Genomic DNA, 20,783 nt, shown 5'->3' with positions numbered 1-20,783 from the left:
GTTTGTAGGAACACCTGGTGTTGGTAAGACGCATCTTGCTACTTCTTTAGGAATTGAATGTGCCAAACACAGGTATTCAACTTATTTCATTCATTTTCAAGAACTAATGGCTCAACTTAAAAAAGCGTTAGCTGAAAACCGTTTAGAAGCAAGATTGAAGCATTTTTCAAAATATAAAGTTTTAATAATTGATGAAGTTGGATATTTACCTATTGATATAGATACAGCCAATATATTTTTTCAACTAATATCTAAACGATATGAAAAACACTCAACCATTATTACAACTAACATGCCTTTTTCAAGTTGGGGAGAAGTATTTGGTTCAGCAACAATTGCTAATGCAATATTGGATAGATTATTACATCATTCACATGTTATATCTATAAAAGGTCCTTCATACAGATTAAAATCTAAAATGAAATATTTTAACAGTTCTTCCAATACATCATCATAGTACAATTTTTGTACATAAATATATTCCACTTTTTGTGCAAAAATATATTGACATTTACAGTATACGCTTTTTAACTATTTCTACAGCTTACATAGTGTATCTAATGCAATAAAATCTATCAAGTTCTATAATTGTGTGAATTATACGATTTTGAGAATTATAACAAAGGCAAGTAAAAGTTTTTTATCATTTTTAAACAAATCCCATCATGATTGCTAGTATTGAGTATTTTTGTTTTAATAACATTTTTAATATCTAGTAAATTTTTTTAAAAACTCTAAAATGAACTTGTTAATTACCTCTTTTAAAGTTAGAATGTGTGTAATTTTATTTTATCAAGCATATAAAACAGGTGAATATTTAAAAAAATTTTGGGCTACGCTCCGATATTTATTAAAAAGATATATTTTTTTATTAATAAATAATAAATTAATAAAATTGTGATTTATATCATAGATATAGTGCTTTTATTTGTGTTAAATTAAATAAAAATGCATTGGGAGGAATGAGATATGGTTGAAAAGGTATATCAACTTGCACTTGGCAATGAAAAAGCAGTTGAGAAGGTTATTATGGATGAAAATATACACTACATCCATATGATTTTTAACAAGGGCGAGGGACTTCCTGAACACTTTTCAAATTCAAATGTTTATATGACAGTTGTAAGAGGAACACTATCAATTGGACTAAATGAACAGGAAATTCACGAATACAAACAGGGTACAGTATTAAAAATACCCTTTAATACAAAGATGAATGTTGGCAATAAGCACGATGAAGTTTTAGAATTAATTGTTGTAAAGGCTCCAGCACCAGCTAAATAATAGCATATTCACTTAAAAAGGCCGTAGTATTGTATTAAATACTTTGGCCTTTTATATTACTCAGTATTTTATTATTAGAATTTGAATATATTTATTATAAAAATAATCTTTATGCTTATAAAAATTAATGATACATTAAATATAACATCTATTAATAGATTAGGAGGAGTATTATGAAGTACAATTTTGATAAAAAGGTAGATAGAAGCAAAAACCATTCAGCAAAATGGAGTGAGATGGATAGACACTTTATATCAAATGATTTAATTCCCCTTTGGGTTGCAGATATGGATTTTGAAGTAGCACCAGAAATATATGAAGCTATGAAGGAGAAGCTTGAACAGAGGATATTTGGTTATGTCTATAGACCAGATTCCTACTACCAAAGTGCCTGTGATTGGACTAAAAGAAGGTATGGATATGAAATAGACCAAAAAACATTAATCCATTCTCCAGGAGTAATTCCATCGATATCGCTCATAATTAGGCTATTTACAAATAGTAGTGACAAGATATTAATCCAACCACCAGTTTATCAACCCTTTAGCAGTGTAGTAAAAAAGAATAAAAGAACACTTGTAACAAATCCACTAAAGGAGGTTAATGGTAGATACATAATCGATTTTGATGACTTTGAAGAGAAGTGTAAAGACCCAGATTTAAAGTGGTTTATACTATGTAACCCACATAACCCTGTTGGAAGAGTATGGACAAAAGAAGAGCTTACAAGAATGGCTGAAATATGCTTAAAATACAATGTTAGAGTTATTTCAGATGAAATATGGAGAGATATTGTATATAAAGATTATAAATTTACTCCATTTGCATCCTTATCTAAAGAGGTTGAAGACATCACTATAACCTGCTTTTCACCAACAAAAACATTCAATATTGCAGGTCTTCAAGCATCCTTTGTACAGTTCCCAAGAAAAGAAGAATTAGAAGCCTTCCAAGATGAGCTTGCGGTTCTTGATATAAGAAGAAATAATGCCTTTAGTCTTGTAGCAATAGAGGCAGGATATAGAAAAGGAGAAGGCTGGCTTAATGCGTTAATAGATTATTTAGAGGAGAACTATAATTTCCTTGAAAGGTATATAAAAGAGAACATACCTAAATTAAAAATAATTAAACCAGAAGGTACTTATCTTGTATGGCTTGATTTTAGGGAATTTAAACTTTCGGATAAAGAAATATCAAGATTGCTTCAAGAAAAGGCAAAGGTAGCACTTCAAGAAGGTTCAATATTTGGAGAAGAAGGGAGGGGATTTCAAAGAATTAATATCGCTTGCCCAAGATATTTGCTTGAGGAGGCAATTGTAAGAATCAAAAATGTATTTAGTAAAATTTAATTAAGTAATGGAGGTTAAATATGAATGCCTTTTTTGATTCCATTAATAAATTTTTTGAGTTTATAGTTCCAATTACAGATTTCCTATGGGATTTCCCAACAAACTACAAGTGGTATTCTAATATTCCTGTACTTGGTAAATTTACATTTGCAATTTTACTTCTAATAGGTTCAGGAATATATTTTACAATTAGAACAGGCTTTGTACAGATTAAGAGGTTTAAAACAGGACTTAAAATATTAACAGAGCAGAGGGTAGCAAAAACAGGAATAAGCCCTCTTGCAGCATTCCTTTTAAGTTCTGCTATGCGTATAGGTCCAGGAAATATAATGGGGGTTACAGGTGCTGTATCGGTTGGAGGTCCAGGGGCACTATTTTGGATGTGGGTGTCAGCCTTCTTTGGAATGTCCCTTGCCTTTGCTGAAGCCGTACTTGCACAACTTTTTAAAGAAAAGAAGGATAAAGAATATGTTGGAGGTCTTCCCTTCTATGGTATGAAGATATTTGGTAACAGAAGATGGGTTGGAGTATTCCTTTCAGTTATATTTATAATATATGCTCTATTCTGCGTTCCAGGGCAGACATTCCACCTCTTTACAGCTTTAGGATCTGTTGCAGATTCATTAACAGGAGTTACCCATGGACGTCAATCAACTGTTTATTATGCAATAGGAATACTATTAACAATTTCAGTTATAATAATTGTATTTGGTGGTTTAAGACGTGTTACAAAGGTTACAGATTATTTAGTTCCAATAATGGCTGTTGTATATTTTACAATTGTTATAGTAATTGTACTAATCAATATAAGATTAATCCCATATTTCTTTAAGGAAGTTTTTGTTGGGGCCTTTAAACCAGAGGCAGTTTTTGGAGGTGCCTTTGGAATAGCATTATCTCAAGGTGTAAAGAGAGGTTTAATGTCAAACGAAGCAGGTCAAGGTACAATTACAATGGCTGCAGCAGTATCTGAAAACAAACACCCAGCAGAACAGGGATTTGTTCAAATTATAGGTGTTTTCCTTGATACTATGGTTATATGTACACTAACAGGATTTTTAGTTGTAATGGCACATCTTTGGACAGGAGAAGCAGGAGTTGCTTGGGATGCAATTAGAAATTCAAAGATCACTGTTTATATGGAATCTGTAAAATACCTTATCCCAGGAACTTCTCTAGATTCAATAGTTCAAAGCATACTTTCATTATGCTATGCACTATTTGCCTTTACAACTTTAATAGGACTTATACTCTTTGCAGAAATATCAGGTAACTTTATTACAAAGAGCAGTAAATTTATAAACTTCATCCGTGCATTAGGTGCTCTCTTCTTTGTTCCTTTTGGAGTTTTGACAGTTCTTGCAGGGCTTGAACTTGGTAACCTATGGTATATATCAGATTTTGTAAATATAATGGTTGTATTTGCCAACGTACCAATATTACTTGTAGCTTCAAAAATTGTAGTAGATACTTTGAAACATTATGAGAAAAATGAAGGAAGTAGGTTTGTTTCAAAGGATATAGGAGTAGAAACAGATGTATGGAAATAGAATTTATAGGTCGCCCCTAATACATGGGCGACCTTAATTTACTTTTTTGTTATTTATTTATCTAGCATTTTATGGTAATATTAAATATTATTGTATAAATAAGGAGAGGATATATATATGGAATTGTTACTTTTAAAACTGTTAAGTAAATTAAAGTTTATATTCAATTACTTTAAAGTAGATTATGAGATGCTTTATAAAATATTAGAGATTAAATTTAAAAACGATAGGCGTGGAAGAAAATCTCTGTATAAGGATTATATAGGTGAAGGCTTAAGCAAGAAATCTGAAATTAAATCCTTTATATTTGGAGTTATATTTTTAGGCTTAGTACCATCTCTTGCTTTTGTGTTAAATAATATAGAACAAATATCCAATTTTTCAATTGCAATTATAATATTTTTTATATTCTTAAGCCTAGTGCATGACTTTAGTTCAATAATATTGAGCACATCTGATAAAAACATATTAGGCTCAATGCCTATAGATGTAAAAACATTATCATCGATTAGAATAACATATGTAATTATATATTTAATTTCAATTATGATTATGCTTACAATATTACCAACTGCAATAGGAACGTATATTTTTGGTTATAAATATTTAATTTCGATGCTTATAGTATTTCCTTTAATTATGATGTTTTCAGTTTCTTTAACTATTTTTATGTACTCATTAATACTTAAATACTATGATGGTGAAAAATTAAAGGATATCGTAAACTATTTTCAAATAGTTTTTATAATAGGCAGTGTCCTTTTCTATCAATTTGGTGTAGGCATAATTCAACGTTCTTCCTATGTAGTACAAAATTCAAAAGCCATATTTATTCTGCCTTCTACTTGGTATTCAGCAATATTTAATATTATTTTAGGAGAGTTTAGTCTAAAGTACTTAGTTTCTTTTGTAATAGGATGTTTAATAACGGTTATATTTTTCATAGTAACTATAAAATATATATTAGTTGAACTGGAAAGAAATTTATATAAATTTAATATGGGAGATAAGAGTCAAGCTAAAATGAAGAGGGGTTGGTTTACAGATTTATTGATTAAAAATCCTATTGAAAAAAGTTCTTATATATTTGCAAAGTCAATGTTTAAGAGAGATAGACTTTTAAAACAAAAGATGGCTGCAGGACTATCAAGTGCTGTAATATTTATAGCGCCATTAATAAGAGATGTACTTAAGGGGGAAAATGTAGGTTCGGGTTCGTGGTTTTTGGTGGTTTATGGTATTATCATATTTTTAGCAACAAAGCTTGAGTATATTTTGTATACAAGTAGCTTTAAAGCAGCGTATATATATGAAGTTTTACCTATAGAAGAAACTGAACCTATTATAAAGGGTGCAGTAAAGGCTATATTTCTAAATTTTATTTTTCCTATATTTATTTTGAGCCTGTTGTTATTTTCTATTATTTTTAAGGAAATTGGAGTATTAGAGTATATTGTAGTAATAATAACTATGATACTTATGTGTTTAATTTATCTAAATGATATGGAGATTAAATTGCCTTTTACTATTGATGTAAATTTGGTTGAAGGTTCAGGAAACGGATGTTTATCAGCAATTAAATATGTGGTGATATCAATAGTCTTTGGGGTAGTACATAGCTTTATATATAAGAGTTGTAATGATCCAATTAGTATAGATAAAGTTAAAATTTATACCCTTATTTATTTGATTTATATAATTTTTTTAGTAGGTATTACAGTTTATTATTACTTTAAGGCATTCAATTTTAAAAACAGAAAGATTTATAAGGGTAAAGCGTTAACTTCACATAAAATATAAAAATAACCACTTAGGAATAAACCCTAAGTGGTTATTTTATCTATTTTGTATTTTTTGATACACATAAAAAGGAATTCCAATAAGCATTAATATAAACCCATACATTACAACCTCTGCACCTGTTCCATAGATTGCATATATTGAATATGCAAAGGCAAGTATTGATATAAAGGAGCTCTTTATAAAGTTTACTAAGTTAAAGTTTTTATCCTTATTTTTTAGAAGTAGTATCTCTGCTGCGGCTGTAAATGAATATGCAGGTAGGAATGAAAGTGTTGCAAGAAGTAGCATAAAGTTAAAAGCTGAAGTTAAGCTTGAAACATAGTTCATAACAAGAAGAATGTTTGCAGCTATACCACTTATTATAAGTGATGCAGAAGGAGTATTATATTTTGGATGAACCTTTGCAAAAATTTGAGGGAACATCTTATCCTCTGCTGCTGCAAAGGAACTTCTTGCAGTAATTAAAATCCAACCTGAAGTTGCACCTAAAGTTGAGATAACGGCACCTAGGGCAATAAGTGTTCCACCCCATTTTTGTCCTGTTGCATAGTTTATAATATCAGCAAGTGGTGCATTTGAATTTGCTAGCATATCCTGAGGCATAGCCCCTATTGCAAGTATTGATATAGCAAGATATATTGCAACAGTTATAAGTGTTCCATATATTGTACTTAGCTTAATATTTCTTTCAGGATCTTTTATTTCTCCTGCAGGAATTGTGGCACTTTCAAGTCCAACAAAGGACCATAGAGTTATTGCAATTGCTGCAGGAAGTGTTGAGAACCCTGAAACTTCCTTTGAAGAAACAGTATTAAAGTATGATATATTAAAATGAGTTAGTGCAATTACTGAAAATACAACTAGAGGTAATATTTTTAGCACTGTTGTAATCATACTTACTATTCCTGCTTCTTTAACTCCCTTTAGGTTGATGTAGGTTAAAGCCCAAAGAATTAGGGAGGATGTTAAAAAGGCTAAAGGTTTGTTTTGACTAAATACAGGGAAGAAGAAGGATAAATAATTCATAAGTGCAGTAATAATTGCTGCATTTCCAACCCAAGAACCTATCCAGTAGGTCCAAGCTATTAGGAAGGCAGGGAATTCTCCAAATGCCTCTCTTGTATAAACAATAGGTCCACCTGTTTTTGGCATTTTAACACCAAGGTTTGCAAAGCTTAATGCAAGAAGCATTGAACCAAGTGCCGTTATAATCCATGCAATTATTGTTGACTTTGGATTAGATGCTGCTGCAAGACCTTGTGGTGCCATAAAGATACCTGAACCTATCATATTACCAACAACTATAGCAGTTGCAGGAAGAAGTCCTAATTCTCTTTTTAATTCCTTTTCCACTAACTCCACCTCTTTACTGTATTTTTTTAAAGCACATTAAATAACTATACTACAAATTTGTTAAAAGTCAATAACAAATTTATAAATATGCAAGAAAATATATTTAAGATTAGGTAATAATTCAAAAAATAACACTTATTCGGTATAATTATAAATAATAATTCGAATAGTTTATAATTTGAATAAATGTGCCTAAACAAATTCATGCAATATTTATCCATGTATAAATATATTTGTATATACAAATGTGTTATAATATTTTGAGAAATTATTGTTTTAGGAGGGAAACTATGGAGAAGTCAAAGGTATATTTTACAGACCTTAGAACTAAACCAGGGTTTAATATGCTTGATAAGCTTGAAAAGCTTGTTAAGGCAGCAGGAATAGAAAATATTGATTTTAAAGAAAAATATGTTGCTATAAAGATACACTTTGGAGAACCAGGAAACCTTGCATATATAAGGCCAAACTATGCAGCAAGAATAGTTAAGTTAATAAAGCAGCTAGGTGGTAAACCATTTTTAACAGATGCAAACACACTTTATACAGGAAGAAGACATAATGCCCTTGACCATTTAGATGCAGCCTATGAAAATGGGTTTAATCCACTTACAGTTGGATGTCAAGTAATAATAGCAGATGGTTTAAAGGGAACAGAGTATAGAGAAATAGAAGTTAATCTAAAGCATACAAAGGCAGCAAAGATAGGTTCTGCTATTGCAGATGCGGATATTATAATCTCAATGAATCATTTTAAAGGACATGAGATGACTGGTTTTGGTGGTGCGCTTAAGAATTTAGGAATGGGTTCAGGTTCAAGAGGTGGAAAACTATTTATGCATTCATCCTCAAAGCCAAAGATTAAGGAGAAAAACTGTGTAGGATGTAGAATGTGTGTTAGAAGCTGTGCCCATGATGCAATTTTCTTAAATGAAAATAGGGTTGCAGTTATAGATTATGATAAGTGTGTTGGATGTGGACAATGTATTGCAGTATGCCAATATAATGCTGCACAGGTTAACTGGGATGAGGCAGCATCTATTGCAAGTGAAAAGATAGCAGAATATACATATGCAGTTATTAAGGATAAACCACATTTCCATATTAATTTTATTATGGATGTTTCACCAAACTGTGACTGTTGGTCTAACAATGATATGCCTATTGTTCCAAACATAGGTATAGCTGCATCCTTTGACCCAGTTGCGCTAGATAAGGCATGCGTTGATATGGTAAATAGTGCACCAACAATAAAGGGATGTGCAATACACGATCATCATGATAGTGACTTACATATTGAAGATAAGTTTACAGCAATTCATGGAAAAACTGATTGGAGGGTATGCCTAGAGCATGCACAAAATATAGGAATAGGAAATATGGAGTATGAGTTAATTAAAGTATGATTTTAAAGGGGGAACTGTTATGGCAAAGACTACTGACATAACTTTAAGAAACAAAATAATCTATTCTGTTTATGTTAGAAATCATGGTAAAAATGGAACCTTTAAAGATGTTGAAGAGGATTTAGAGAGAATAAAATCATTGGGTACAGATATAATTTGGTTTATGCCTATTCATCCAATTGGTGTTAAAAATAAAAAGGGAAGCTTAGGATGTCCCTATGCAATTAAGGATTATAGGGCTGTAAACCCTGAATATGGAACCCTTGAGGATTTTAAGAGATTAATAGACAAGATACATAGCTTAGGTATGAAGGTTATGATAGATGTTGTATATAATCATACATCACCAGATTCATACCTTGTGGAAAACCATCCTGAGTTTTTCTATAGAAAAAAGGATGGAAAAATGGGAAATAAGGTAGGAGAGTGGACAGATATAGTAGATTTAGACTATAACAACAGAGATCTTTGGGACTATCAAATAGAAACATTAAAATACTGGGTAAGTTTAGGTGTGGATGGATTTAGATGTGATGTTGCACCACTTATCCCTCTTGAATTTTGGCTAAAGGCAAGGGAAGAGGTTGCAAAGGTTAAAGAAGGTGTAATTTGGCTTGCAGAAAGTGTCCACTTAAGCTTTGTACTAGCAATGAGGGAACATGGATTTGTTGGGCTTTCAGATAGTGAAGTATATCAAGCCTTTGACATATGCTACGACTATGATGTGAATGATGTTTATATAGGATACTTTAAGGGGGAAAATACTCTAAAGGATTATATAAATAGGGTAAAGCTACAAGAGGCAATATATCCCAATAATTATGTAAAGCTTAGATTTTTAGAAAACCACGATCAACCAAGAGCAAAGAAGCTTATACCAGATGAGACTAAGCTTAAAATATGGACAGCATTTTTATACTTCCAAAAGGGAGCAACTTTGATTTACGCTGGACAAGAGGCGCAGGATGATAACACTCCAAGTTTGTTTGATATAGATAAGGTAAATTGGAGTGGTATGAAGGAAGAATTTGTTGAGTATATGAAGACACTTGCTAAGATAAAAAAGAAGGAAATTATGGCCAAAGGATTTTATAAAATAGATTGTGACGATAATAATGTTATTGTTGCATCATATAAAATGGGAGATGAAAAATTAGTTGGAATATTTAATGTTGAACTTAAAAAGGGATTTGTTAAGGTTGATTTAGAGGATGGCATATATAGGAATTTAATAGATGGAGAAGATGTTGTTGTTAAAAATGGAGAATTGGAATTAAAGGATAAGGCTATAATTATATAATAAATATGCCACTCAGTTATAAACTGAGTGGCATATATTTTAGCCTAATCCACCTCTGATTATTCCCATTTTAGTAATAAGTTCCTTTACTATACTATATTCCTGTGAATTACTATCAAGTATTTGATCTTCTTTTCCTAGAATGTGTAAAATCATTGGTCGTGCAGTTTTAAGAAGTGTATGATAATATTCATTTTCTACGTTTTCATCCAAATCAAAATTTAAATCTAAAACTTTGTTTATTAAAGATATTTCTTGTTTGAAGTCTTGTCTAACATCGTCGCTTACAAATCTTTTTAGTATTGTTGGATTTGCATATCTTAATGCAAAGGAGATATCCTTTTTTAATTGAGGATAAAAGCGTATTAATTTATCAATTCCTTCTTGTCCAAAACGTTCTTTTATTTCATTTAAAGCTTTTCCTGTTCCTATAAGTTCAGGAGGCATTCCTATTGTATACATGGCTGCTGTAAATGTTATGGCTCTTGGAATTGAGGTATTTATATTTGTATTTATATTTAAAAGTTCCTTTTTAATATCATTGTCTTTAATAAGTTCAGCAAATCTATTTAAATCTACAAACTCTCTAGAATAAGATAATCCTTTCTTTGATGCTGCTAGTCTATCTCTGTTTTTAGGTATTAGAACTGCAACATTAGATGCGGTATCTATAATATTCATAAATGATTTTAAATAGTGTTTTGTTGCTATACCCATCATATTAGTGATTAATTCAATATCTTCATCTGAATAATCTTCCCTATTATATTTTGATATATTTTGATTTATAAACTTAATTAATTTTTTTGTTTTATCTATGCTGTGGTCATATCTTATGGCCGACTGAATTGTTAAGGTTTTAACACCTGAGTACGTTGTTAAGAAATTTTCTATATTTTCATATGTTAGATGTCCTCTAAAGGGAAGTGTTCCGCAACCCATTATTGGATAAATATTTATTCCAGTTTCTTCTGACAGTTTTTTAGATTTAAATAGTGATAGGACAACAGATAATACACTGGATATTATTCCATATGAAAGTGCTGAATCAGATCTTCCTATCATATATCTAATATATTTTGGTCTGTAGCCCTCTTTATCTAACTCATTAATATATTCGTTAAGTAGTTTGTCTACATTAACGAGTGTACAAACATCCTCAAAGAGAGGGATAATTCCAATTGAATTTTCGTCTAATTTTATAGAAAAATTTTTGTTACCTAATTCTATTACAGATTTTATTCTATGGTATACCTTAATAATATCTTGAGCAGATTCACACATTGGTATTATAACTTCTTTAATTGCCTGATGGCCTGTTTTTTCATATAATGATATATTGGTTTCGATTACAGCCATAATACACATAAGTTGTCTAAATATACTTTCTTTTCCGGCACTAGCTAGTCTTGGTGTTATAAAAACGTCTTTTCCAGGTATTATACCATTATTATAAAGTTCTAATGCTATTTGAAGTGGTTGGTGATAAGGTGTGAGTTTTCCTTCAAAATCTACCATTACTTCATGAATTCCTAATCCGCCTTCTTCTTGAGATTTTAGAGAAAAAACAGCCTCATCTGGTTCTTGTTGAATAGAAATATATTCTTTGGCATTATCTGGGTGTTGAGTCATCATAGTAGATGGTATAAACATTGTATCAACTCCTAATAAATTTTATATGAAATTTACCATTATCAAAATTTCAAATTTAATAATATTTTAATATATTTTATGCTAAAAATCAAATAAAAGTGAAAAAATAAATTTCAAAACTTGCATTATTAAAATAGTGCCACCCAAGTGAAATGTGAAATTTTCCAATTAAAAGGGAAATAAGTTTTATAAATTTTATTACATTTTAAAAAGCAAGTGATATGATATTCATACCACTTGCTTTTTTACATTTAATATAAAGTACTACAAAATCATATTTTAGATGATTTGTTTATGAATCTAGATAAAATTATTCCTATTAAAACTAAAACCAATATTGGATATGATACAAATTTATAACTTCCGAACAAGTCTTTAGCAAGTCCAGAGGTTAAATTACCAAGTATTGCACCAATTCCATAGGCAGTAAACACAATTCCATAGTTTTCGCTATAATACTTAGGCCCGAAGAACTTGGAGGTTAGAGTAGGAGCAATAGATAGCCAACCACCAAAATTCATCCAAAATATTACAAATGATAAAACAAATAAAAATGTCTTTGCATTATTAAAAAATAGTATTGATAGTGTAGCAAAGGATATAAGTGTGTATGATAGTAGTATAACTTTAGAAGGACCAAGCTTATCTGATAAATATCCAAACAATGGCCTACCTATACCATTAAATATGGAAAAAAGAGAAACATAGAAGGCCATTGTAGTGGATGGAATACCAATTATATCTTCACCCATAGGCCCCGTAATACCTATTATCATAAGGCCTACAAATGTTGCTATTGCAAAGCACGTCCATAAAATATAAAATTTACGATCCTTAAGCATTTCAGTAGGAGATAACGAATTATAATCTTCAGTATTAGTTTTTACATTTTCATTAGGAAACTTAAATGGCAGTGATAAAACTATTAATATAAACAAGAATATAATTCCGAGCAGCTTAAAGGATGTAAATACTCCATACATATCTATTAATTTTTTTGCAATTGGAGCAGTAACAAATGGTGACATACCAAAACCAGACAAAAGAATACCAAGGGCAAGACCCTTTTTATCAGGAAACCATCTAGATACAACACCTATTGGAACACCATAGGCAATTCCAACACCGCTACCAGCTACAACTCCATATGTTATAGTTAGCATAACTATATTTTTACTAAAGGATGACCCAATCCATCCAAGACCAACGAGTATGCTTCCTATAATTAAAACAATCTTAGGTGAATATTTAGAAATAAGTTTTCCACCTAAAGGCATCAAGAAGGCATAAAAGGCTAGAAAAGTCATAAAAGGTAAACTGCTTTGAGTTGAATTTAAGCTTAAAGCCTTTTCAAGGGGTTTTCTAAAAATACTCCATGAATAAACAGTTCCAAGACATATGAAAATTAATATTCCTAAGACAACGTATAGCCAACGAATTTTATTTTTCATAGACACCTTCCTTTACATAAGAATTTATATAGATATAATAACAAAAAAATAAAAAAAGTCTAGTTACTTATATAACTAGTTACAAAAAAGAGCTTAAAGAAATAAAGATTTGAACAGTTGGGGATAAATTTATAAGGAATTTATATTTGAGACAAAATGTAAATAGAAAAGATAAATTTGAGTTATTTTACGCAAGTAGATCAACATTAGTTCCTATACTTACATATTCTGTTATATACGCAGTAACACCAACAAATTGTATTCCTTTAGGCTGAAGATAAAAAATACTTCCCACTTGTTTTAATTCTGGTGAACTTGATTTTATTATGTTTGCCATTAGACAATTACTTGCATTAGATGAACTTAAGACATTTTGCACCATAACATCACCACATAACCTTTTTATTTTAGTATATCAAAAGTATGTTTCTTTGAAAGATAATAGAAATAGGTATAAAACCAAATAAACTTTAAGAAGGAGGTTAGTAGATAAAAAAATAAGGGCTAAATTATAGCCCCTATTATAACTAACTAAAAAAAGAATTAATATGCTAAAATATAGAAAATGTCACATTTCACTTGGGTGGCACTATACTACCTTAGTTGTCCATGATTCACAGTTCCATACATCAGTAACAATATCTCTGTAAAACTCTGGTTCGTGGCATATTAAAAGTATACTTCCCTTATATTCCTTAAGTGCTCGTTTAAGCTCTTCTTTAGCATCAACATCAAGATGATTTGTTGGCTCGTCTAGAACTAGGAAGTTTGTTTCTTTATTAATTATCTTACATAACCTTACCTTAGCCTGTTCTCCTCCGCTTAATACGCAAACTTTGCTTTCTATTTGCTTTGTTGTAAGGCCACATTTCGCAAGGGCAGCTCTTATTTCATATTGCGTAAATGAAGGAAACTCATTCCATACCTCTTCGATACATGTATTGTAGTTATTTTCCTTTATTTCTTGTTCAAAATAACCAATATATAGATAATCGCCAAGCTGAACTTCACCAGATATAGGCTTAATTTCACCTAATATACTCTTTAAAAGTGTTGTTTTACCTAGACCATTTGCTCCAACCAGTGCTATCTTTTGTCCTCTTTCCATTCTAAGATTTAATGGTTTTGAAAGAGGAGTATCGTAACCTATTACTAAGTCCCTTGTTTCAAAAAGAACTTTTCCAGAGGCTCTTGCTTCTTTAAAGTTGAATTCTGGTTTAGGTTTTTCTTTAGGAAGCTCTATAATCTCCATCTTTTCAAGTTTCTTTTGCCTTGACATTGCCATATTTCTTGTGGCAACTCTTGCTTTATTTCTTGCTATAAAATCTTTAAGCTCAGCAATTTCCTGCTGTTGTCTCTTATAAGCAGCCTCTAGCTGTTGTTTCTTTGCCTCATATACCCTTACAAAATCATCATAGTTTCCAACATACCTATTAAGCTGTCTATTTTCCATATGATATATGAGATTAACAACGCTATTTAAAAAAGGTATGTCGTGACTTATAAGTATAAATGCATTTTCATATTCTTGTAGGTATTTTTTTAGCCACTCTATATGCTGTTCATCAAGATAGTTTGTAGGCTCATCAAGTAGAAGTATGTCTGGCTTTTCAAGAAGAAGTTTTGCAAGTAAAACCTTTGTTCTTTGTCCACCACTTAAATCATTAACATCTCTATCAAGCCCAATATCAGTAAGCCCAAGTCCCCTTGCTACTTCCTCTACTTTTGCATCAATTATATAAAAGTCGTTATGGGTTAAAATATCTTGAATTGTTCCCATATCTTCAAGAAGGCTTTCCATTTCATCTGGACTTGCTTCAGCAAGTTTCTCACATATCTCGTTATATTCCTTTTCAAGCTCAAATAGGTAGTTGAAGGCAGATTTTAAAACATCTCTTATGGTTTGTCCTTTTTGTAAAACTGTATGTTGGTCAAGGTATCCAACACGAGCTCTCTTTGCCCATTCAATAGTTCCTTCATCTGGTTCTAATCTTCCTGTAATAATATTCATAAATGTTGACTTACCTTCACCGTTCGCACCGATAAGTCCAATGTGTTCTCCGTTTAATAGTCTAAAAGAAACGTCTTCAAATATTGCCCTGTCTCCAAAACCATGACTTAAGTTTTTAACAGTTAAGATACTCATCTTTGGCTTCCTTTCCTTTAGTTTTTAAAAACATAACAAACAATATTATAATATAGATTTGTTAATAAAAAAAGGAGAGTTTTAAGGAAATGAAGTTTATAAAAATAAAAGGTAGAGGGTTTCCCTCTACCTCAATGTATATTAAAAATTATCTGCTAAAACTTCAAAGTATCCTTGTGGATGAGCACAAGCAGGACAAGCAGCAGGTGCTTCTTCTCCTTCATGTATATATCCACAGTTTAAGCATTTCCATTTAATTGGGCTGGACTTTTTAAACACTTCTCCATTTTCTATGTTAGCAAGAAGTTTTCTATATCTTTCTTCATGATGTTTTTCTACTTCTGCTATTCTTCTAAATGCATTTGCAATTTCAGGGAATCCTTCTTCCTCTGCTACTCTTGCAAACTCAGGATAAAGCTCTGACCACTCTTCATTTTCTCCATTTGCAGCATACATAAGGTTTGCTTTTGTGTCACCAAGTCCAACAGGGTATCCTGCATTAATTTCAACAGCTTCTCCTTGAAGGCTTGAATTTAAGAATTTAAAGAAAACCTTAGCATGTTCCTTTTCATTTTCTGCTGTTTCCATAAATATATTTGATATTTGAACATATCCTTCCTTTTTAGCAATAGAAGAATAGTATGTATATCTGTTTCTTGCCTGTGATTCTCCAGCAAATGCCTTCATAAGATTTTCTGCGGTTTTTGTTCCCTTTAGAGATTTCATAAACCCCACCTCCAATAGTTTTCCTTAATTTTATCATAATTTTCAAATAAATTCAACACAAATACTTATTAATGAAAAATAATTTTCTTAAATAAAATTTATTATGATATAACCCTATTTCTACCTTCGCTTTTTGCTATATATAGATTTTTATCTGCCTTATCAATTGCATCAAAGCATGTGTCTTCTTTGGAAATTTGATATACTCCAAAGCTTGAGGTTATTTTTATTTTAAAATCGTTATATTCAATAACAGACTCTTCAACTTTTTTTCTTATTCTTTCTGCAATATTGGAAGCAGTATCCTTATCAGCACCATTTAAAACTATCAAAAACTCTTCTCCACCATATCTTGCAACCCAATCATTTTTTCTGATGCTTTCCTTTAGAATAGATGCAAAATGTTTTAAGACTTCATCACCTGCTAAGTGGCCATAGGTGTCATTAACCTTTTTGAAAAAGTCAATGTCACACATTATAATTGACATAGGAGTATTTTCGCTAATTGATTTTAATATATCGACAGGCAGTCTATCTTCTAAAAATCTTCTGTTATATACATTAGTTAGAGCGTCTTTAACAAGTAGTTCATTTAAATTATTTATCTTAGAATATATTTCTGTGCTTGTTAAACCATCTATATCTTCAATAATGCTTGTACCTGTTGCGTCCTTTAAAAATTCCACAACAACCTTTCCTGCATCTGTATTAATTGCAGTTGCAGTTATAACGTATATCTTTTGTCCATTGTATTCTATTTTAATAAAGGTTTCATCTTGGGTATATGTCCTCATGGATATGCAGTTTAGACACATTTTATTTTGATTCCAAAAATCGTAGCAGGAACCGTCTTGTTCAATAGATTCATCATCTTTTGAGAAGAAATAATACACCTTCTTTTTTATAGGATCTACAATTCTTATTGCATCATAGATGTTATTTAAAAAGTCTATTTTATCTATAAGATTATCTAAATTTAAAGTTTTCCCCATTCCATCTCCTCCAATAATTTTAATTACAAATATTATACAATAGATTTTGGAAAATTTAAATTATTTAATAGAAAAAAGTTGTAAATTGATGTAGAATATATATAAGTACATATTATTAAGGGGGAATATTATTGAATATAAAAAGGTACTTTGTTTTTATTATTTTGATATTAGCTTTAATATATCCAATGAATAGGGTTATAAAATATAAAAAGAATATGGATTTAATCTTTAAAGATGGTAATGTTAAGTATATATCTAAGGTTGATGATAAATATTTTTACATATATGAAGATAAACAGTTTAAAAAGATATTTATAAAGGGAGTAAATATTGGTGCCTCAAAACCCGGATACTTCCCAGGAGAATTTGGAATAACAAAGGAAGATTATTTGAGGTGGTTTAAGTATATTCAAGACATGAATGCAAACACCATAAGGGTTTATACTAGACTTATGCCAGAGTTCTATGAGGCATTGTATGAATATAATAAAAAGGCTGACAAACCTTTATATGTTTTTCATGGGGTTTGGATTAATGAAGAGGATATTTTAAAATACAAGGATGCTCATAATCCTAAGATAAAAGAGGCTGCAGTAGATGAGGTAAAAAAGATTATAGATATAATACATGGAAATATAAGCATTGAAAAGGAAAAGGGACATGCCTTTGGAAACTATACAAAGGACATATCAAAGTATGTGATAGGGTGGATACTTGGAATAGAGTGGGATCCAGAGTTTGTTGTTGAGACAAACAATAAAAATAAAGATAAAACAAGTTATGATGGAAAATACCTATATACAAAGGACGCTTCACCATTTGAGGTTTTTCTCTGTGAATTCTTAGATGAGGCAATAAAATATGAAACAGAAAAATATGGAATGCAAAGACCTACAGCATTATCAAACTGGGTTACAACAGATATGTTAGAACATCCTAATGAGCCTTTAGAAAAAGAGGATATGGTATCGGTAAATCCAGAACATATTAAGAAAAAGGACACTTTTAAACCTGGTCTATTTGCTTCATATCATATATATCCATACTATCCTGATTTTATGAGCTATGATAAAAGGTATTCATCATATATAGATGAAAATGGGAAGGTAAATCCATATAGGGCATATCTAAAGGATTTGAGGAAGGAACATACAATGCCTGTTTTGGTTGCTGAGTTTGGGATACCATCATCAAGAGGAATGGCACATGTAAATATCCACACAGGCTTTAATCAGGGTTTTGTAGAGGAGAAGAAACAGGGAGAATATCTTGTAAGCATGCTTGAAGATATATACAGAGAAGGATATGCTGGAGGGCTTGTTTTTACTTGGCAGGATGAGTGGTTTAAAAGAACTTGGAACACTATGGATTTAGATTTGCCAGATAGAAGGCCATATTGGAAAAACGTACAGACAAATGAGCAGATGTTTGGACTTTTAACATTTGAACCTGGGGAAGTAAAGAGTGTATGTTATGTTGATGGAGATGAATCGGAGTGGAATAATGATCCTTTGATACAGGAAAAAAATATAAATCTAAGTGTAAATTATGATGAGGGATATGTGTATTTCAAGCTAAAAGTAAAGGACTTTAATATAGATAAAGATACATTATATATATCTATAGATATAAAAGAAAATCAAGGCAATACTAAATTTATAGATGAAGGATTAATTTTTGAAAGACCTGTGGATTTTGTTATTAAGATAAGGGGAAAAGAAGACTCAAGAATTATGGTAGATGCATATTATGATCATTTTTACTATGAATACAGTAAAAGATTAAAGATGGATAAGGAAAATACAAGTTATGAAATCAAGGATAGTGGTATTTTCAATAACATTTATCTCTGCTTAAATAGACCTTTTATACTTCCTGAGGATAAAATAGAACTTCCTCTTCAAAAATACGAAACAGGAAAGCTTATGTTTGGAGTTTCAAATCCAAACAGAGAGGATTTTAATTCTTTAGCTGATTACTATATAAAGGGGGATGTAGTTGAAATAAGAATACCTTGGCAGCTTTTAAATGTAATGGACCCATCAACTAAAATGATAATGGATGATTTGTATTTAAACAATGGAATAAAACCGATAAAGACAGAAGGATTTTATGTGGGTGCAATTTTAAAGAAACATGATGAGGTAATATATACATCAATGAAGCAATATATTTGGAATTCTTGGGATATGCCTAAATATCATGAAAGGCTTAAAAAATCCTACTACATTTTAAAGGAGGCCTTCAAATCTATAGGAGGTGAGTAATATGGCTCATATGGATTTAGTAATACAAGAAATACTAAACACCATAAATGATCTAATTGAAGTTAAAAATAAAGATAAAGCGTACATGAGTATTGTAAAGGGTGTATTAAAGAAGTTATATACTATATCAAAGGAAAACAATATAGAGGATGTAGTTCTTGAGTTAAAGGATATTGAGGACAGCTTTGAAAAGGATAATGAAGATGAAAAGTATATAGAAAAGCTAATCAAAGTTAAAAATATTATTGAACAGAAAATTGTTGAAAAAAATAGGGTTTTAATATTCCCAGACAGCGATGATGTTTTAAATGGGTTAATTAAAAAGCTAAAAGAAAACAATGTTGAGGTTATTGTTTCTAAGGGAGATGCAGTTGATGCTATACTATCATATAATCCTAATGCCGTTATAATTCAAAATAACAAAAACATAAATGCAGTAACTATCTTAAATAGTATAAGAGAAGAAAAAATACTAGATCAAATGCCAATAGTAGTCATTTCAGATGCCGATTATAATGCAAAGATTGAATGCTTAAAATTAGGTGTTATAGACTATATAAACTATGATTTTGATGTAGAAGAGGTATATCTAAAACTTTTAAATTTAATAAACTTAAGTTCAAAATGCCTAAAGAATACAGTATACGATATTGCAACAGGGCTTTATACAAGAAAACAGGGGGAAGCACTTGCATCTTCGCTTTTAATTAAGGCACAGAAGGAAGAAAAAGAGGGCACATTGCTTTTAATAGACTTTGATTTTATGGGAGAGGTTAACAAAAGGCTAGGTATATCCTTTGGCAATAGAATAATAAACAAGGTGGTATCGGAGTTTAAGAAATATACAACAAAGGTTGATATAGCCTACAGAATGTCAGGAGATGAATTTGCATTTATATTCTACGATAGAGATGTTAAATGGGTTAAGAATGTAGCAGAGCAGGTACTTATATTTGCAGAGAAGTATGGAGAGGAGATGGGGCAAAAAATAAGCTTTTCAGCAGGAATATCTTCTATATCAAAGGAAAACGCAGAGTATAAGGACATTTTAGTAAGGGCAAGGGGAGCCCTTGCAGTAGCTAAAATGGAAGGTAGAGGAAGAGTAGTTGTTGATGTAGATTCAGTTAAGAAAAATAACACCATAAATATTCTATTTGTTGATGATGATAGAATAATTCTATCTATATTAAAATCAAGGTACAAAAACAAAGGCTACAATGTATTTACTGCATCCGATGGATTAGAGGCACTAGAGATATTAAAGGATAATAAAATAGATCTAGTAGTGACCGACTACTACCTAAAACTTATGAATGGAGATGAGCTTATAAGGAAAATAAGAGAGAAGAATGATGATATCCCAATAATAGTTTTATCATCTCAAAAGAATGAAGAATATATAAAAAGGACACTTGATCTTGGGGCAGATGATTATGTTGTTAAACCATTTTCACCGGTTGAACTAGACAGCAGAATTAAAAAGTTATTAGATTAGTGGTG

At 30.8% G+C, this 20,783-nt stretch carries 16 protein-coding genes; 9 read left to right on the top strand and 7 right to left on the bottom strand.

The annotated features are described in order from the left end of the window. The 5 genes from TCEL_RS12225 to TCEL_RS12205 form a co-directional block, all read left to right on the top strand. On the top strand, positions 1-457 hold a 457-nt coding region (locus tag TCEL_RS12225), incomplete at its 5' end, for an ATP-binding protein (RefSeq protein WP_040684105.1). Positions 458-969: 512 nt separating this feature from the next. After that, entirely contained in the window at positions 970-1,284 is a 315-nt protein-coding gene (locus tag TCEL_RS12220) for a cupin domain-containing protein (RefSeq protein WP_018666563.1), read from the top strand. A gap of 173 nt (positions 1,285-1,457) precedes the next feature. Further along, positions 1,458-2,633, top strand: a complete 1,176-nt coding sequence (locus TCEL_RS12215; protein WP_018666561.1) for a MalY/PatB family protein — start codon at positions 1,458-1,460, stop codon at positions 2,631-2,633. A 20-nt stretch (positions 2,634-2,653) separates the two neighbouring features. Next, a complete protein-coding gene (locus TCEL_RS12210; RefSeq protein WP_018666559.1) occupies positions 2,654-4,183 on the top strand; it encodes an alanine/glycine:cation symporter family protein in 1,530 nt (509 codons plus the stop codon). Positions 4,184-4,300: 117 nt separating this feature from the next. Then, positions 4,301-5,983, top strand: a complete 1,683-nt coding sequence (locus tag TCEL_RS12205) for a hypothetical protein (RefSeq protein ID WP_018666557.1) — start codon at positions 4,301-4,303, stop codon at positions 5,981-5,983. A 36-nt stretch (positions 5,984-6,019) separates the two neighbouring features. On the opposite strand, the gene TCEL_RS12200 is transcribed toward TCEL_RS12205, so the two are convergent. Beyond that, positions 6,020-7,339 carry an amino acid permease gene (locus tag TCEL_RS12200; RefSeq protein ID WP_018666555.1) on the bottom strand — a complete coding sequence of 440 codons (1,320 nt, stop codon included), beginning with the start codon at positions 7,337-7,339 and terminating at the stop codon, positions 6,020-6,022. A gap of 290 nt (positions 7,340-7,629) precedes the next feature. Between TCEL_RS12200 and TCEL_RS12195 the strand changes: the two genes are divergently transcribed. Next, entirely contained in the window at positions 7,630-8,745 is a 1,116-nt protein-coding gene (locus TCEL_RS12195; protein ID WP_018666553.1) for a DUF362 domain-containing protein, read from the top strand. Between the two features lie 19 nt (positions 8,746-8,764). Continuing rightward, positions 8,765-10,045 (top strand): alpha-amylase family glycosyl hydrolase, encoded by a 1,281-nt coding sequence (locus TCEL_RS12190; RefSeq protein WP_018666551.1) that lies wholly within the window; start codon positions 8,765-8,767, stop codon positions 10,043-10,045. Between the two features lie 39 nt (positions 10,046-10,084). Here the strand turns inward: TCEL_RS12190 and ppcA are convergent, their stop codons facing one another. The 6 genes from ppcA to TCEL_RS12160 form a co-directional block, all read right to left on the bottom strand. Next, positions 10,085-11,698 carry a phosphoenolpyruvate carboxylase gene (ppcA, locus tag TCEL_RS12185; protein ID WP_018666549.1) on the bottom strand — a complete coding sequence of 538 codons (1,614 nt, stop codon included), beginning with the start codon at positions 11,696-11,698 and terminating at the stop codon, positions 10,085-10,087. Between the two features lie 272 nt (positions 11,699-11,970). Beyond that, positions 11,971-13,149 carry an L-lactate MFS transporter gene (locus TCEL_RS12180; RefSeq protein WP_018666548.1) on the bottom strand — a complete coding sequence of 393 codons (1,179 nt, stop codon included), beginning with the start codon at positions 13,147-13,149 and terminating at the stop codon, positions 11,971-11,973. A 187-nt stretch (positions 13,150-13,336) separates the two neighbouring features. Further along, positions 13,337-13,486 (bottom strand): hypothetical protein, encoded by a 150-nt coding sequence (locus TCEL_RS12175; RefSeq protein WP_018666545.1) that lies wholly within the window; start codon positions 13,484-13,486, stop codon positions 13,337-13,339. Positions 13,487-13,738: 252 nt separating this feature from the next. Next, complete coding sequence (locus tag TCEL_RS12170; RefSeq protein WP_018666543.1) at positions 13,739-15,295, bottom strand: ABC-F family ATP-binding cassette domain-containing protein; 1,557 nt, start codon at positions 15,293-15,295, stop codon at positions 13,739-13,741. 141 nt (positions 15,296-15,436) lie between these two features. Further along, a complete protein-coding gene (rbr, locus tag TCEL_RS12165; RefSeq protein WP_018666542.1) occupies positions 15,437-16,021 on the bottom strand; it encodes a rubrerythrin in 585 nt (194 codons plus the stop codon). Between the two features lie 101 nt (positions 16,022-16,122). Beyond that, positions 16,123-17,013 carry a GGDEF domain-containing protein gene (locus tag TCEL_RS12160; protein WP_018666540.1) on the bottom strand — a complete coding sequence of 297 codons (891 nt, stop codon included), beginning with the start codon at positions 17,011-17,013 and terminating at the stop codon, positions 16,123-16,125. Positions 17,014-17,144: 131 nt separating this feature from the next. Between TCEL_RS12160 and TCEL_RS12155 the strand changes: the two genes are divergently transcribed. Together TCEL_RS12155 and TCEL_RS12150 are read left to right on the top strand one after the other, a co-directional pair. Beyond that, entirely contained in the window at positions 17,145-19,283 is a 2,139-nt protein-coding gene (locus TCEL_RS12155) for a hypothetical protein (protein WP_018666538.1), read from the top strand. Position 19,284: 1 nt separating this feature from the next. Further along, a complete protein-coding gene (locus TCEL_RS12150) occupies positions 19,285-20,778 on the top strand; it encodes a response regulator (RefSeq protein WP_018666536.1) in 1,494 nt (497 codons plus the stop codon). Positions 20,779-20,783: the final 5 nt, after the last annotated feature.

It is taken from the genome of Thermobrachium celere DSM 8682 (assembly GCF_000430995.1).
GTDB classification, from domain to species: Bacteria; Bacillota; Clostridia; order Clostridiales; family Caloramatoraceae; genus Thermobrachium; species Thermobrachium celere.
This window is presented reverse-complemented; position numbering and strand designations above follow the sequence as displayed.